The sequence below is a fragment of the Hyphomonas sp. TMED31 genome (genome assembly GCF_002172815.1).
Classification (GTDB): domain Bacteria; phylum Pseudomonadota; class Alphaproteobacteria; order Caulobacterales; family Hyphomonadaceae; genus Hyphomonas; species Hyphomonas atlantica.
In genome coordinates this window covers 1-16,148 of the sequence record NZ_NHCK01000034.1, presented here as the reverse complement: position 1 = coordinate 16,148, position 16,148 = coordinate 1, and the positions used below count along the sequence as shown (strand labels likewise).

The window sequence follows — 16,148 nt, the reverse complement described above, 5'->3', positions numbered from 1 at the left end:
TGGGAGGCCTGGTTGATGTCGGGATTGCGGGATTTCCTGAAAGTCTATTGGCCATTGGTGGTCGTCGCCCTTGCCGGGGTATTGCTGGCCCTCGTGCTTATGGACCCGGCCCCTCCAAAGAATATTCGATTTGCCGCCGGTAGCCCGGGCGGCGCCTACCATGCGTTTGCAGAGCGGTATCAACGCTTGCTCGCGGAAGAGGGCGTTGAGGTTGAACTTGTTGAGACTCAAGGTTCGATCGACAATCTGCGTCTGCTCGACGATTCCGAAGCCGATGTCGGACTGGTGCAAGGCGGTCTTGCGACGGATCGCGACCGCGAAGAATTGCGGTCGATTGGTGGGCTGTTTCCGGAACCGTTCTGGGTTTTCGTTCGCAGTGATTTTCCTGCGGAAAGTCTGGGAGACTTGCGCGCAGGCCGCATCGCTATTGGGGGAGATGGCTCAGGCACGCGTATTCTGGCGCTGGACCTGCAGGCAGATTATGGCGGGGAATGGATCGAGACGACGCGATTGACGCTATCCGGCACGACAGCGGCGGACGCGCTTCTGGCAGGTGAGGTCGATGCCGCTGCGTTCGCGGCTTCTGTGGAGTCCTCCTATATTGATCGGCTTCTGGTCAATGAGGATGTGCGCCTACTACCATTCGAGCGCGCGCCTGCGCTGGCTCGGCGTCACGAGGCTTTGTCCGATATCATCCTGTTGCGCGGTGTGGTGGACATTGGAGAGGATATTCCAGCAGCAGATGTGCCCCTTGTCGCTCCGGTCGCTCAATTGGTCGTCCGCAAGGATTTGCACCCGGCGATTGAGGCTCTGCTCATCGATGCGGCCACATCAATCCATTCCGAAGGTACGCTTCTCGCGCCTGCTGGACACTACCCGGACCCTGATCTGATTGATTTGCCGATAACGGATCAGGCGCGCCGATACTACCAGAATGGTCCCTCCTTTCTTCGGCGCTATTTCTCTTTTGATGTGGCCAACTTTCTGGAGCGCGCCTGGGTTCTGGCAATTCCGCTTCTGACGCTTCTGTTTCCGCTCGTTCGGGTGGCGCCACCTATCTATCGCTGGCGCGTGCGCCGGAAGATNTATGTCTGGTATGAAGACTTACGCACGCTTGAAGAGCGGGGCCGGGCTGCAGATCGCGATGATCAGCGAGATCAGGTGCTTGAAGAACTGGAGGCATTNCAAGCCGAGATCGGCGCGGTGGAGGTTCCCTTGTCCTACACGGATGACCTTTATCGCTTGCGAAGCCATGTTGAGTTCGTGAAGCAGCTCGTTTGCAATCATAACCCGGTAAGGGTTGCCGGCTGACATGTCTGAGGCCCGCAAGATTGCGATTGCCGGTGCGGGCATTGGCGGACTTGCAGCAGCGGCGTTTCTTGCCCGCGACGGCCACAAGGTTTCCGTATTCGACCAGTTCGACGCACCGAGACCTGTCGGGGCTGGACTGATCCTGCAGGAAACCGGTCTCACCATATTGGGCGAGCTGGGACTGCGCGAAGCTGCGTCGGAGCTTGGTTCAACCATTCGTCGCCTGCATGGACAATCCGTGGACAATGGACGGACGGTGCTGGATGTTCAGTATGGGGCTTTGCGACCGGGACTTTGCGGGGTTGCGATACAGCGGGGCGCACTGTTTGATCTCGTATACCAAGCCGCTGTGTACGCAGGCGCAGAAATTGTGCCTTCGACGCGGATCATTTCCGCAAGTGCCGGACAAGGCCTGTTGACGACAGGGGCGGGGACCACACTTGGCCCTTTTGACATTGTGGTGGATGCACTTGGCGTTCGGTCGCCGTTATCCCTGCGGGCTCGCCATGCACTTCCATATGGAGCATTGTGGGTAACTCTTCCGTGGCAAGAGAATGCTGGCTTCGAGTTGGACGCGCTGGTCCAGCGGTACAGACAGGCGCGCCAAATGTCAGGCGTCATGCCATCTGGCCGTTCAAGCGACTCTGCGCAGGAATGCCTTACCTATTTCTGGTCTATCCGCAATGATGCATACATGCAGTGGAAACAGGCGCCATTATCAGACTGGAAGCGTGAGGCCATTGATCTCTGGCCGGAGACCTCCGCGTTGCTGGAGCCGCTGGAAAACCACGANCAGTTGACATTTGCCCGATATNAACATCGCACGCACAGGCCGGTTGTTGACCAGCGTGTCGTTCACATTGGCGATAGTTGGCATGCTGCCAGTCCGCAATTGGGGCAGGGAGCCAATATGGCGTTGCTGGATGCGTATGCGTTGGCGCGCGCGTTGGGAGAGTCAGACGAGCTCGACCGACAATTGATGTACTATGCCCGCATGCGAAAAATGCATGTTCGATTGTTTCAGGCCATGAGTTGGTTGTTCACGCCGGCCTATCAATCCGATTCCGGAAGTCTCGCCTGGCTCAGGGATTGGCTGGCGGCTCCAGTCAGTCGTATATCTCCCGCTCCGAAAATTCTGGCGGCCATGGTCAGTGGCGGTCTCGGGTCTCCGCTCAAACGGCTGGGGCTGCGGCCAGGAACTTAGTCTGAGGCCAGTGCCTTCAGGCGATACATTAGATCAAGCGCTTCGCGGGGTGTGAGCGAGTCCGGATCTATTTGTTGCAAAGCTTTATCTGCCTCTGATGGGGCGACGATCTCTTCGGGGNCAGCATTGTCTTCCGTGTCCGGTGTAAAAGACGCAGCTGCGAACAGGGGCAGGCTTTCGGGTGCACTGGGTTCCGCTTCCAGCTGTTTCAGTATTTGCCCGGCGCGTCTGACGGCNTTCTTCGGAAGTCCCGCCAGTTTGGCAACTTGAACNCCATAGGATTTGTCCGCCGGGCCAGATTGTACTTCGTGCAGGAAGACAAGGTCGTCCTTCCACTCTTTCGCGCGTAGCGACGCGTTTGCTGCGCCGGGCAGGTCTTCGACGAGCTTTGTCAGTTCATGATAGTGCGTGGCAAACAAGGCCCGCGATTTATTGACTGAGTGCAAATGTTCGACCGCTGCCCAGGCGATGGCAAGGCCATCCCATGTTGAAGTGCCGCGACCGACTTCGTCCATGATGACGAAGCTGCGCTCGGTTGCCTGGTTNAGGATTGCGGCAGTTTCCACCATTTCAACCATGAAGGTTGATCTGCCTCGGGCCAGGTCGTCCGANGCGCCGACGCGAGANAAGATGCGGTCACAGAGGCCCAGGGTGANGGATCGTGCGGGCACGAATAAACCGGACTGGGCCAATATCACCGCCAGTGCACCCTGCCGCAAATAGGTCGACTTACCTGCCATGTTTGGACCGGTGACGAGAAGTAGGNGCGTACCCGTATCGTCGCCGCTCAGGTTCAGATCATTTGCAGTGAAGCCTTGCCCATCTTTCTTCAGCGCGGCTTCGACGACCGGATGGCGCAAGCCGGTCGCCTTGAATGTGGTGTCATCGGTCAGGGCCGGGCGAACCGCATCCGCTTCGAATGCCCATTCCGCGGAAGCGGCGGCGACATCCAGTTCAGCAATGGCAGAGGCAGACCGGGAGAGGGAAGGGCTCAGCCNATCAATGCGGCTGCAGAACTGGTCAAAGATTGCAAGTTCGCGTCCTTTGGCTTCGTCTTCTGCGCGCGATATTTTCCCGGCGAGTTCAGACAATTCCTGCGTTGAAAAGCGAACATTGCTGGCCAGTGTCTGGCGATGAATGAAGGTCTCTGACAAGGGGGGCTTCATGAGAGCGTCCCCATGCCGGGCAGGCACATCAACAAAATAGCCGAGCACATTGTTGAATTTGATCTTCAACGCGGAAATGCCGGTNTCGTCCGCATATCGGGCCTGGAGCGCAGCAATGATCTGGCGGCTGTCATCACGAAGGCCGCGCGCCTCGTCCAGCGCAGCGTCCCAACCTTGGGCGATGAATCCGCCGTCACGGGCCAGGGTAGGTGGGTTTTCGGACAACGCTGTTTCGAGATCGCGGGAGAGCTCGGCAAGCGAGGCATCCTTGTTGAGGTTCAGCGCTNNGGTTGCGTCAGAAATCCTGGACGGCAAGACGGTTCCCAGAGCCGTGAGGCGGCTTGCAGCTTCGTGGGCGGCAACCAATGCGCGACCAATGGCGACAAGATCCCGCGGTCCACCTCGCCCGAGGCGGAGGCGGGTTCGTGCCCGTTCAAGGTCTGGCGCTGCTTTGAGGNTCGATCTGACNGTCTCAACCGTATCGCGGTCGTCGGCAAACCAGGACACGGCATCNAGGCGTGCCTCNATCTCNTCCCGGTCGACGGACGGACGCGCCAGCCTGGCGGCCAGAAGGCGCGCGCCGGGCGCTGTGACAGTCCGATCAATCGTGCCGAGCAGAGAGCCATTGCGATCTCCGCGCATGGACCGGTCGATCTCGAGGCTTGTTCGTGTTGCCGGATCAATGGCGAGATGGCCTTCCGATCGAGCTCGAACCGGTGGGTCCAGGCGGATCTCGCTGCCTGCCTGGGTCAGCTTCACATAATCCAGCAACAATCCAATCGCTGCGAGCTCTGCGCGATTGAAATCACCGAGCGCCTCCAGCGCGGCAATGTTGAAGGTCTNCTTCAGCAGGTTTTCGCCAGCTTTGTGATTGGCGCTACGGGCCGGGCGGAATGTGACCGGAGCGCTTGAGAGCGCGACCGTGTTGGCGACGGCAGTCTTGTCGAGATCGCCGTCGGACACCAACAATTCCGAGAGGGGGTAGGCCATGAGGGAGTCGGCCAACGCATCGGCAGCAAGCGCCGTGACATCAAATCGTCCGGTTGAAACATCGCACACCGCAATCGCAGCTTCGGTGCCACCGGTCCCGAGCGCGATGGCGGCAAGCGCCTGATCCTGTCGTGCCGGCAGCAGCGCGTCTTCGGTCAGCGTTCCTGGCGTTACGATGCGGACGATGTCGCGATTAACGATCGCCTTTGAACCGCGTTTCTTGGCTTCCGCCGGAGTTTCTGTCTGCTCACATACCGCAACCCGGCATCCGGCCTTGATCAGTCGTGCGAGATATCCCTCGGCGGCATGGTAGGGTACGCCCGCCATCGGAATGGGCTTGCCATCATACTCCCCCCGAGAGGTTAGCGTGATGTCCAGCACCTTCGCGGCTTCAATAGCGTCCTCGAAGAAGAGCTCGTAGAAATCACCCATACGAAAGAAGAGCAGGGCATCGGCGTGCCGTGCCTTGATCGACAGGTATTGCGCCATGAACGGGCTCGGCGCGGACGCAGGTTTCGAGGGTGTAGCGGTATCAGCCATGGAGCGGGACGCTAGCGCCAGTGCCAGAGATTCGCAAAGCCTCGCACCAGCTTGCGCGCGACAAAGTGATCATATCGCACTGATTGGCCGGTTTTGCTGTTGGCATGCCAATCGCACCGGCCTAGTTTGCGGCCTCATCTGAAACTTTTTGCAACAACGGATTTTCCGCGCGATGACCACAAAACGGCCGAGCTTCACAGATCAGGAAGCCCTCGATTTCCACTCGCAGCCACATGCTGGCAAGATTTCGATGGTGCCGACCAAGCCAATGGGCACTCAGCGCGATCTGTCGCTGGCCTACAGTCCCGGCGTTGCCGTTCCTGTTCTCGCCATCGCTGAGGATGAGGATCGNGCCTACGATTACACGGCNAAGGGCAACATGGTGGCTGTTATCTCCAACGGTACCGCTATTCTTGGTCTCGGGAATCTGGGGCCAATGGCATCCAAACCGGTGATGGAAGGCAAATCCGTCCTGTTCAAACGGTTCGCTGACATTGACAGCTTCGATGTGGAAGTCAGCACGACGGACGTCGAGGANTTCATCACAACCGTTCGCAATATCGGCGCGACTTGGGGCGGGATCAATCTGGAAGACATTTCTTCGCCGGATTGCTTCATCATTGAGAGTCGTCTGCGTGANGAATTGGACATTCCAGTCTTCCANGATGACCAGCACGGCACNGCGATCATNGCGGCGGCTGGCCTGATCAATGCGTGCCACATTACGGGCCGCAAACTGGAAGACCTGAAAGTTGCTGTGTCCGGGGCAGGGGCCGCCGGCCTTTCCTGTGCAGGNCTNATCCGGCACCTCGGCGTGAAAGCCGAGAATATCCTGATGTGCGACTCCACTGGTGTGGTCTATGAGGGGCGCTCCGAGAAGATGGANCAGTTCAAGTCTGCCTTCGCGGTGAAGACAACCAAGCGCACGCTTGCGGAAGCCATGGATGGCGCCGACGTCTTTCTGGGACTGTCGGTGAAAGGCGCTGTCTCAACAGAGATGGTGAAGTCCATGGCGAAGGACCCGATCATCTTTGCAATGGCTAATCCGGATCCGGAGATTACGCCGGAAGACATCAAGTCGGTTCGTGATGATGCGATTATTGCGACCGGACGGTCGGACTATCCAAACCAGGTCAACAACGTTCTCGGCTTCCCNTATATTTTCCGCGGCGCGCTTGATGTGCGGGCTCGTGGTATCAATGAGGAAATGAAAGTCGCGGCTGCGCAGGCGCTGGCCGAGCTGGCGCGTGAAGACGTGCCGGATGAAGTGGCAGCTGCCTACCACGGTGCCCGCCCAAGCTTCGGGCGTGAATATATTATTCCAACCCCNTTTGACCCGCGTCTGATCAGCTTTATCCCGCCATTCGTGGCCCAGGCCGCAATGGATACCGGCGTTGCGCGTAAACCTATTGAAGACATGGAAGCCTACCGCCACTCTCTGGCTCGCCGGGCTGACCCATCGGCTTCGTTCATTCAAGGCGTTCANGCNCGTTGCAAGGAGCTGCAGCGCCGGATCGTGTTCGCTGAGGGCGAAGAGCCTGCCGTTGTACGTGCCGCTTTCAGCTTCAAGAACCAGGGCCTTGGCCATCCGATCCTTATCGGCCGCGAAGCTCAGGTCGAGCGCGCCATGGAACAGATGGGTGTCGCCAAGGGGTCGCTGGAAATCATCAATGCGCGCGTATCCGACAACAATCCGCTCTATACGGACATGCTGTATGCGCGCCTCCAGCGTGACGGCTACCTGAAGCGCGACGCCCAGCGTCTCGTCAATCAGGACCGGAACGTGTTCGGTTGCTGCATGCTGAAGAATGGTGATGCTGACGGCATGGTGACCGGGGTGACCCGGAACTACGACGTCGCGTTGAATGACTCGCTGCTCGTCCTGGACCCGATCCCGGGCCAAGCTGTGATCGGCATGTCCATGGTGATTAACCGGGGACGCACCGTCTTTATTGCGGACACGAGCGTTACCGAACTGCCGCAGGGCGAAGANCTCGCCAACATCGCAATGGAATCTGCGCGCGCGGTTCGTTCGCTCGGATTCTCTCCGCGCGTTGCCTTCCTCTCCTACTCTACGTTCGGAAATCCGATGGGTGAGCGTGGGGAAAAAGTGCGCGAAGCGGTGGCAATTCTCGACAGTATGGGCGGCATCGATTTTGAGTATGAGGGCGATATGAGCGCCGACGTTGCACTCAATCCGAGCCACAAGCTGCTCTATCCGTTCTCCCGCCTGACTGGCCCGGCGAACGTGCTGGTGATGCCTGCGATTCATGCAGCTTCAATCTCGACCAAGCTNCTGGAGTCCATGAGCCGTGCAACGGTGATCGGCCCGATGCTGCTTGGTTTGGAAANGCCGGTTCAGATCGCCTCCCTCGGTGCGACCGTGGGCGACATTGTGAACCTCGCCACGATTGCGGCTTTCGACGTAGATCACGTACACGGCAGCTGATTTCGCGGCCATTGAAATTACGCTGCGTCAGGACTCGCCCGTGGCGGGNGGCGCACCTATAGTCGTGTCAGCAAATGGACCACAGGGAGGCCCGAACAGCATGAAAGAATACAAGCAGTTCTATATCGACGGCGCATGGGTAGATCCCGTAGAGCCACGGACAATGGAAATCGAAAATCCGGCAACTGAAGAGAGTTTTGCCGTCATCTCGATCGGCTCGAAAGCAGATGTCGACAAGGCCGTTGCTGCTGCGAAGGCTGCCTTCCCATCATTTTCGCAAACGAGCGTGGAGTATCGCGCTGAGTTGCTGGAAAAGATTGCNGCAGGCATCAAGGCGCGTATGCCTGAAATGGCTGAGGCGATCTCAAATGAGATGGGCGCGCCGATGTGGCTGGCCAACGCTGCGCAAGTGCCAGCTGGTATGGGCCATTTCGGCACCACCGCTGCGATCCTTCGCGAATATCAATTCGAAGAATTGAAAGGCACGACATTGCTCCGCAAGGAGCCGATTGGCGTCTGCGGGTTCATCACGCCATGGAACTGGCCGCTCAATCAGATTGCCTGCAAAGTGGCGCCTGCCATTGCAGCAGGCTGCACGATGGTTCTGAAGCCATCCGAGATTGCTCCCCTGGATGCCATGATCCTCACTGAGATCATGCATGAGGCCGGTGTGCCGAAGGGCGTGTTCAACCTCGTGAACGGTGATGGTCCGGGCGTTGGTTCCTCTCTCTCGGCNCACCCGGATGTTGACATGATGAGCTTCACCGGCTCGACCCGTGCTGGTGTTCTGGTCGCCCAGGCCGCTGCACCGACGGTGAAACGCGTCGCCCAGGAGCTGGGTGGCAAAAGCCCGAATATCATCCTGCCTTCAGCGGATCTCGATAAGGCCGTCGGCGGTGGCGTGATGCAGATGATGACCAATTCTGGTCAGTCCTGTAACGCTCCGTCGCGCATGTTCGTCCAGAAGGACCAGCAGGAGCAGGCGATCGCTATTGCAAAAGCCGCTGCTGAATCTGTGAAGGTGATGATGCCTGCAGAGGCGACGCCGGGCGCGATCGGACCAATTTCCAACGGAAATCAGTACCAGAAGGTTCAGGACCTGATCCAGAAGGGTATTGAAGAGGGCGCAACCCTGGTTGCTGGTGGTCCGGGACGTCCGGAAGGCTTCAACAAGGGCTATTTTGCGCGTCCGACCGTGTTTGCAAACGTGACGAATGACATGACGATCGCTCGGGAAGAAATTTTCGGGCCGGTGCTGGTCATGATCCCGTATGAGGATGTCGACGATGCGGTCCAGATGGCGAACGATACGGTTTATGGTCTCGCNGGCTATGTGCAGGGCGCAGAAGANGAGGCCCGCAANGTGGCCAACCGNATCCGCGCTGGCCAGATCCAGGTCAATGGAGCCCGCCCGGACTTCACGGCGCCATTCGGTGGCTATGGCCAGTCTGGCAATGGCCGCGAATGGGGCGAGTACGGTTTCGAGGAGTTCCTCGAAGTGAAAGCCGTGATGGGCTACAAGGCCGCGTAATCTGGCGTTTCAGACAAATGAGTACAGGGCGGCCTCCGGGTCGCCCTTTTCTGTTTCAGGAACAATCTGCTCGCTGAAACGTGAAGCCAATTCAACTAGTGTTCAGCCAGCTTCCTCCATAAAATGGCGGGATCAACACTGAGGAGGGTTCGCCCCATGCCTACATTAAAGCTTTCAGGCGCATTGGCCGCGCTGGCCTTACTAGGTGCCTGCGCCACCGCTACGCCCTATCAGGCTGCCATTGACGGCAATAGCGGCTACTCAGAAGTGAAGATTGAAGACAATCGCTTTCAGGTCGAGTTCTCCGGTAATTCGCTGACTGACCGAAAGACGGTAGAGACCTATCTTCTCTATCGCGCTGCAGAGCTGACTCGTCTGAATGGGTATGATCATTTCCGGGTTGTGCGCCGCGAAACAGACTCGAACAGCCGACTGGTTCCGGTTGGGGGAGCATATTCTCCGTATTACAGCCATTTTCACCTGAATTATGCCTATTTCGGCCCCTATGCCCGCTATTATCACGATCCTTTCCTGCGATCGCGGCACGCGCGTTTTGGGCCGCTCGACCCTTACTGGGGCGGCCCATCTGAATATCGTGAGCGTACCAAGTACGTGGCATCTGCCGAAATCCTGATGGGTAAGGGCAAGAAGCCTGACGATGCGGCGTATTTCGATGCTGAGCAGGTAACCTACAATCTGGGCATGAACATAGTTCGGCCTCAACCAAACTGACCTTTGATTGCGAAACCGCATTGCAGCCCCGCCTTTTGGCGGGGTTTTTTTATGTCTTCGCCACTGGCCTTTGGTCCCAACGCGCCCCAAATGGACCGGCTAGACGAAACGCGGGGACTTTCCGGACATGCCAGATTCAGAACAACCCCCGCAACAACCTCTCATAAAACAAGGCGCACACGGTCGCTCGGTGCCAAGCCGAACCGAGATGGTGGTCATGGTTGCCGCCTTGATGGCACTGAATGCTCTGGCCATCGACATCATGCTGCCTGCACTTGGGGAAATCGCCAGTGCCACCGGGCTGACAGGCGCGTTGCCAGAAGATGCCAATCGGCAACAATTGATCATATTCGCCTACATTCTCGGCTTTGGCGCCCCACAGCTTTTCTGGGGACCGATTTCTGACCGGTTTGGGCGGCGGATGCCATTGTTCATTGGCCTGATCGGATACGCGCTAACGGCGGTTCTGTGCGCAGCANTGCGAGATTTTCACGCCCTGTTGGCGGCGCGTTTCCTTCAAGGCGTTTTTGCCTCTGGCGCCCGCCTGGTTGCGGTCTCGGTTGTGCGGGACCTTTATGCCGGCCGTCGTATGGCGGGATTCATGTCTCTCGTCATGACCATCTTCATGATCGTTCCAATGATCGCGCCAGCGATGGGGCAGGTCGTCTTGTTCATCGCGCCTTGGCAATGGATCTTCGGTGTGCTGGCCCTGTTTGGNCTGGCGCTTCTGGTCTGGACCTGGTTTCGCCTGCCAGAAACCCTCCCCGAAGATNCGCGCAAGCCGCTCAATCTGGCGTCGGCCTTTGGAAACTATNTGGAAGTCGGACGCAGCCGCGTCACCTTCGGCTATATGTGNGCGTCCGGCATNATATTTGGTGCGCTCTTTTCCTTCATCGGTTCCTCCGAGCAGGTCTTCCGCGGTGTATTCGGACAGGAAGAGACGTTTGCGTTCTGGTTCGCCGGCATCGCTGCCGCACTGGCGGGCGCAAACTTCTTCAACTCCCGTTTCGTGGAGCGTGTAGGTATGCGCCGGCTCAGTCACGGGGCGATGGTCGTGTTCATCCTGATGTCGTCGGCGCTCGCGTTGAGGACCTGGCTGTTTGGTGAAAGCCTTTACTGGTTCTTCCCGATGTTCACGCTGACCTTTGCCTGTTTTGGCATGATGGGTGCGAACTTTTCAGCGCTGGCGATGGAGCCGCTTGGCAAGATCGCGGGTACGGCGTCCGCAGCCTACGGGTTTGCGACNACGACTGTCTCCAGCCTGCTCGGCATGGTGATCGGCAGCTATTACAACGGAACCACCCTGCCCTTGATGCTCGGCTTTGTGGCGCTCGGCGTTGGATCGCTCATCGTTGTTCTGATCACGGAAAAAGGAAAACTGTTCAGTTCTCGCTGATNGCCNNTCAGCGGCGNTTGCGTGATGCAGGTTCACGAACNCGNGCAAGCGGCCGGACCTGNCTTTCAAGATGTTCGATGATCAGGCCGGCAATATCCTTGCCCGTGGCGGACTCGATACCCTCAAGGCCGGGGGAGGAATTCACTTCCAGAACTTTCGGGCCTTTCTCCGTTTGCAGAAGGTCTACGCCAGCGACCCGCAGGCCAAGTACCTTTGCTGCCTCCCGCGCCGTATCTCTCTCCTGCCGCGTCAGTTTGATCGTGGATGCGGTGCCGCCACGGTGCAAATTNGACCGGAACTCGCCCTTCTGTGCCTGGCGCTTCATTGCGCCNACCACCTTGTTGCCAATCACAAAGGCTCGCACATCGGTCCCGGCCGCCTCTTCCACGAATTCCTGAACCAGGAAGTTGGCGTCCAGCCCGCGGAAGGCGTCAGTCAAGCTTTCCGCAGCCTTGCGTGTTTCTGCCAACACGACGCCTTTGCCCTGTGTCGATGAGAGCAGCTTCACCACCACCGGTGCCCCTCCGGCCAGAGAGATAAGGTCTTTCGTGTCTTTCGGGCTGTGGGCAAAGGCGGTGACTGGCATGTCTATCTTGGCGCGCGCAAGTAATTGGTGGGCCATCAGCTTGTCGCGCGAATGCCCGATGGAACTCGCGCTGTTCAGGCAGAAGGCGCCAGTGTTGGTGAACTGGCGCAATACGGCGAGCCCGTAATCCGTTATACCCGCACCGATACGCGGGATGACGGCGTCATAACGCGGCAGCGCCTTGCCATCATAATGCACTTGCGGGTGCGTTGTGCCGATTTGCATGTAGCAGCGTGCCGTGTCGATGGCTTCGATCACGTGGCCCCGCGCTTGCGCTGCTTCTATCAGGCGCTGACTGGAGTAATTCTTCGGCTCACGCGTTAGCAGGGCGATCCGGAGGGGGCGTTTTACAGGGCGCTTTTTCGGCAGGCCGGCATAGGCGGCGAAGTCCAGCTTCGGCTGACGGAACGACGCGTTGGCATCGACAATCATGTCGGGCTGGATTGCGCCGCGTCCGAACAGCATTCGGTAGGACATGCTTTCGCGATTGGTTAGCGTCAGTTGGATCGGCCAGCGTCGGCCACCCATTTCCACATCGGTCTGGATTACATAGCGCAGCTCTGTTTCCCCGTTCGAGCTTGTCACGTCGCGGCGGTCCACGACCGGTGCTGAACACGTCACCTCGAGCGCGGGATTGTTCGGGTCTGGTTGTATCAGGAAGCGTACTTGCGGCGCGTCAGCCGGACCAAATGGCTCAATCACGCTGGCGTGCAGCGCAGACGTGCGCGCGCCTGTATCCACCTTCGCCTTGATTGCTGGCAGGCCAAGATCAGGCAGCGCGAGCCATTCCTCCCAGCCGAGTTCAAAAGGTTTGGAATGGGGCATGGTGAAGCCTTCCTGCTTGTGCGCGCCCGATAAAGGCGAACGGTCAGGTATTCAATCTATAATGCGCAGATTGTGTGCCTCAGCCTTCGACCAGCCATGCCTTGTCCACGATGCCCACCACGTCGCCCATGATCTCGGTGATCTTGAAATCCTTCGGCGTGTAAACGCGGGCGATGCCCATCTGGCGCAGGGCGCGGGAATCTTCCGGTGGGATGATGCCGCCCACAACAACCGGGACATTGTCGAGGCCGACCTTGCGAAGCTCGGCAATCGTTTCGCGCACCAAATCCAAATGGCTTCCGGACAGGATCGACAGGCCCACGACATGGGCGTTGTTTTCCTTCGCCTGCGCGGCGATCTCGGATGGTGTGAAACGAATGCCTTCATAGACGACATTCATGCCCACTTCCCGGCCGCGCGCGGCGATCTGCTCGGCGCCATTGGAGTGGCCATCAAGGCCTGGCTTGCCGAGCACATAGGTCAGCTGGCGGCCGAGCGCTTCGGAAACGCGTTCAACTTCCTTGCGGACCGCGGTGACATCTTCCTCGCCTTCGGTCTTGATAACCATTGCAACGCCCGTCGGCGCACGGAATTCACCGAATACCTCCCGCATCGCGGTGCCCCATTCGCCGGTCGTAACGCCGGCCTTCGCGCAGACAATGGATGGCTCCATGATGTTGGTGCCATCGCGCGCGGCCTGTTTCAGATTGGCGAGCGCCTCATCGACGGCAGACTGGTCGCGTTGGCTGCGCCATTCCTTCAAGTCGCGCACCTGGGCAGATTCTTCTGCGGGGTCGACAGTCTGGATCGAGCCGTCACCCGCGCCGAGCGGGCTGTTTTCGCTTTCTGTATAGCGATTGACGCCCACCACAGTCAGCTCGCCGCTCTCGATGGCCTTGATGCGCTCGATATGAGCGTCGACCAGACTTTCTTTCATGAAATCGATCGATTTCGTCGCCCCGCCGCGCTGATCAATGTCGGCAAGTGTATCGCGGGCCAGCGCTTTCAATTCCTCAGTCTTGGATTCGATGACGTGGCTGCCATCGAAAATGTCTTCATATTCCAGAAGGTCCGTCTCATAGGCGAGGATCTGTTGCAGGCGCAAAGACCATTGCTGGTCCCACGGGCGTGGCAGGCCAAGCGCCTCGTTCCAGGCCGGTAATTGCAGGGCGCGGCACCGAGCTTTTTTGGATAGCGTGACCGCCATCGCTTCAATCAATATGCGATAGACATTGTTTTCAGGCTGCGGCTCGGTCAGGCCGAGCGAATTGACCTGAACGCCGTAGCGGAACAGCAGCGCCTTTGGGCTGGTGACGCCATAGCGCTCGCGGCCAATCTCCTCCCAGAGTTCCACAAAGGCACGCATCTTACAAAGTTCCGTAACGAAACGGACACCGGCGTTCACAAAAAATGAAATACGACCGAAAACAGTCTCAAAGTCTGATTCCGGAACTTGTCCGCCGGCTTTCACCGTATCCAGAACAGAGATTGCCGTCGCCAGCGCGTAGGCCAGTTCCTGCTCCGGTGTCGCGCCCGCTTCCTGCAGGTGATAGGAGCAGACATTCATCGGATTCCATTTGGGTACTTCAGTATAGCACCAACTGACCATGTCCGAGATCAGGCGAAGGCTCGGCTCGGGCGGGAACACATAGGTTCCGCGGGAGAGATACTCCTTAACAATGTCGTTCTGGGTCGTCCCGCGCAGCTTTTTGCGATCATCTCCGCGTTCATCTGCCAGCGCGACGTACAGCGCCAGCATCCAGGCCGCCGGCGCATTGATCGTCATGGACGTGTTCATCTCTTCCAGCGGCAACTGATCGAAGAGCAGGCGCATATCGCCAAGATGCTTCACGGGCACGCCGACCTTGCCGACTTCGCCCTTTGAAAGGATGTGGTCGGCGTCATAGGCGGTCTGTGTGGGCAGGTCGAAGGCGATCGACAGGCCTGTCTGGCCCTTGGCGAGATTGCCGCGATAGAGCTCGTTGGATTTCGTCGCCGTGGAATGGCCCGCATAGGTCCGAAAGATCCACGGGCGGTCCGGCGCGTGCTGGTATGCTTTATCCATGTCTGCCACGGAATTCTCCCCTTATTATGTTGCGCCGCAACATGCCGTGTGAAACGACACAAGGCAAGCGTGCATGCTTGCGTCAGGATGTCAGAGCAACCAGATGGAGGCGAGAGGAGAAATACGTGAACCAGCCGACCAGTCTGATCCAGTCCGCCTTGCTTTTGCGGATAATCGCTATCCTCATCTTTCCGCTTGGCGTGGTCGTCGCGGCGCTTCTGGAGCGCAGCGTGCTTATGGTGGCGGCGTTGGCGGCCGGAATGCTTCTGGCCAGCTGGGTTGAGCGTTTCCGGTTGCATCGACTGACTGGCCATGAAGGGTATCCCGCAGTGACGGGACTGCTGCCAGGGTTCGCCGTGCGTGCGGGTTTGCTGGCAGGATTGTTCATTGTCTGCCTCGGCGTGTTTGCGTTGTTTCGAGAGACGTCCCTGGCGCGCGGATATGGCGCGGTGGATGTCGGGCTATTCTGCGCGACAACGGGCATCGCCCTGCTGGCAAATACTTTCAGTGCGCGCATCGCAACACAGGAAGTGTCGGCAGTGATGAGCCAGATGAATACAGGCTTTTCCAACAGCGCAAGTTCCGGAGCAGGGGAAGGCAACGGAGAAATCATCGAAGGCGAGATCATCGACAAGGAATAGCCATCTTCCTGTGTGAAATCCGTTAGCGCAAACATCCCCATATTTGCTACGGCTTTCTGGACATTTCGCGGCTACCTGAAATCAGGTATAGCGCCCCTGCGTACACGGAGTTTCCGGCGATGACTGACATGATCGGCCTTGTGGCCGCTGCCCTCACCACGCTTTCATTCCTGCCACAGGCCCTGATGGTCATCCGGACCGGCCGGACGGACGGCATTTCCCTGATCATGTACACGATGTTCACGGCGGGCGTGACGGGCTGGTTGGTCTACGGCTTCCTGCTCAACTCAATGCCGATTATCATCGCCAACTTGGTTACAATCCTTCTGGCGAGTGTGATTTTGGGCCTGAAAGTGCGCCACACGCTTCAGGCGAGGGCCCAGGCGGCCACTTTGGAGACGTCTGCGCCCAGCGCTTCATAATATAGCCGCTGTACAAGACGGGTTACTGGGCCGGGCTTGCCGTCGCCGACAGGGCGATCTTCCAACTGGACCACAGGCGCAATCATCGCACCGGCCGAGGTGGTGAAGATCTCCCGCGCAGCATAGGCTTCATCGGGAGTGAAGGCGCGTTCTTCCACAGTGAGGCCTCGATCTCTCAGGCGGGCAATAACATGTGCGCGCGTGATGCCGGGCAGAATGTCGCTGGACAGGTTGCGGGTGATGATCTGGTCGTCCTCGGTCACGATCCACGAATTGGCTGAGGCGGCTTC

General features: G+C 58.6%; 12 protein-coding genes. 8 read left to right on the top strand and 4 right to left on the bottom strand.

The annotated features are described in order from the left end of the window. The first annotated feature begins 15 nt into the window (after positions 1-15). Positions 16-1,311, top strand: a complete 1,296-nt coding sequence (locus CBB91_RS05280) for a TAXI family TRAP transporter solute-binding subunit (RefSeq protein ID WP_273012597.1) — start codon at positions 16-18, stop codon at positions 1,309-1,311. A 1-nt stretch (position 1,312) separates the two neighbouring features. Beyond that, positions 1,313-2,515 (top strand): NAD(P)/FAD-dependent oxidoreductase, encoded by a 1,203-nt coding sequence (locus CBB91_RS05275; RefSeq protein WP_273012595.1) that lies wholly within the window; start codon positions 1,313-1,315, stop codon positions 2,513-2,515. On the opposite strand, the gene mutS is transcribed toward CBB91_RS05275, so the two are convergent. After that, positions 2,512-5,211, bottom strand: coding sequence for a DNA mismatch repair protein MutS (mutS, locus tag CBB91_RS05270; RefSeq protein WP_273012593.1), 2,700 nt, complete (start codon positions 5,209-5,211; stop codon positions 2,512-2,514). The genes CBB91_RS05275 and mutS overlap by 4 nt on opposite strands. Before the next feature lie 172 nt (positions 5,212-5,383). On the opposite strand from mutS, the gene CBB91_RS05265 reads away from it, so the two are divergent. The 4 genes from CBB91_RS05265 (at position 5,384) to CBB91_RS05250 (ending at position 11,319) form a co-directional block, all read left to right on the top strand. Then, complete coding sequence (locus tag CBB91_RS05265) at positions 5,384-7,660, top strand: NADP-dependent malic enzyme (RefSeq protein WP_273012592.1); 2,277 nt, start codon at positions 5,384-5,386, stop codon at positions 7,658-7,660. Between the two features lie 100 nt (positions 7,661-7,760). Continuing rightward, on the top strand, positions 7,761-9,191 hold the full coding sequence (locus CBB91_RS05260) for an aldehyde dehydrogenase family protein (protein ID WP_273012590.1): 1,431 nt from the start codon (positions 7,761-7,763) through the stop codon (positions 9,189-9,191). Positions 9,192-9,347: 156 nt separating this feature from the next. Next, complete coding sequence (locus tag CBB91_RS05255) at positions 9,348-9,923, top strand: hypothetical protein (protein WP_035549205.1); 576 nt, start codon at positions 9,348-9,350, stop codon at positions 9,921-9,923. 190 nt (positions 9,924-10,113) lie between these two features. After that, positions 10,114-11,319 (top strand): multidrug effflux MFS transporter, encoded by a 1,206-nt coding sequence (locus CBB91_RS05250; RefSeq protein WP_273012587.1) that lies wholly within the window; start codon positions 10,114-10,116, stop codon positions 11,317-11,319. Between the two features lie 7 nt (positions 11,320-11,326). Here CBB91_RS05250 and rimK read toward each other — a convergent pair whose 3' ends face one another. Both rimK and CBB91_RS05240 read right to left on the bottom strand, forming a co-directional pair. Continuing rightward, positions 11,327-12,730 carry a 30S ribosomal protein S6--L-glutamate ligase gene (rimK, locus tag CBB91_RS05245; protein WP_273012585.1) on the bottom strand — a complete coding sequence of 468 codons (1,404 nt, stop codon included), beginning with the start codon at positions 12,728-12,730 and terminating at the stop codon, positions 11,327-11,329. A gap of 79 nt (positions 12,731-12,809) precedes the next feature. Next, entirely contained in the window at positions 12,810-14,795 is a 1,986-nt protein-coding gene (locus CBB91_RS05240; protein ID WP_273012635.1) for a protein meaA, read from the bottom strand. A gap of 125 nt (positions 14,796-14,920) precedes the next feature. Between CBB91_RS05240 and CBB91_RS05235 the strand changes: the two genes are divergently transcribed. Then, complete coding sequence (locus CBB91_RS05235; RefSeq protein ID WP_273012583.1) at positions 14,921-15,436, top strand: hypothetical protein; 516 nt, start codon at positions 14,921-14,923, stop codon at positions 15,434-15,436. 119 nt (positions 15,437-15,555) lie between these two features. Beyond that, a complete protein-coding gene (locus CBB91_RS05230) occupies positions 15,556-15,858 on the top strand; it encodes a SemiSWEET transporter (RefSeq protein WP_051602507.1) in 303 nt (100 codons plus the stop codon). On the opposite strand, the gene CBB91_RS05225 is transcribed toward CBB91_RS05230, so the two are convergent. After that, positions 15,804-16,148 (bottom strand): aminotransferase class IV (locus CBB91_RS05225; RefSeq protein WP_273012581.1); only part of this gene is annotated, 345 nt, incomplete at its 5' end. The two genes, CBB91_RS05230 and CBB91_RS05225, sit on opposite strands and share 55 nt — an antisense overlap.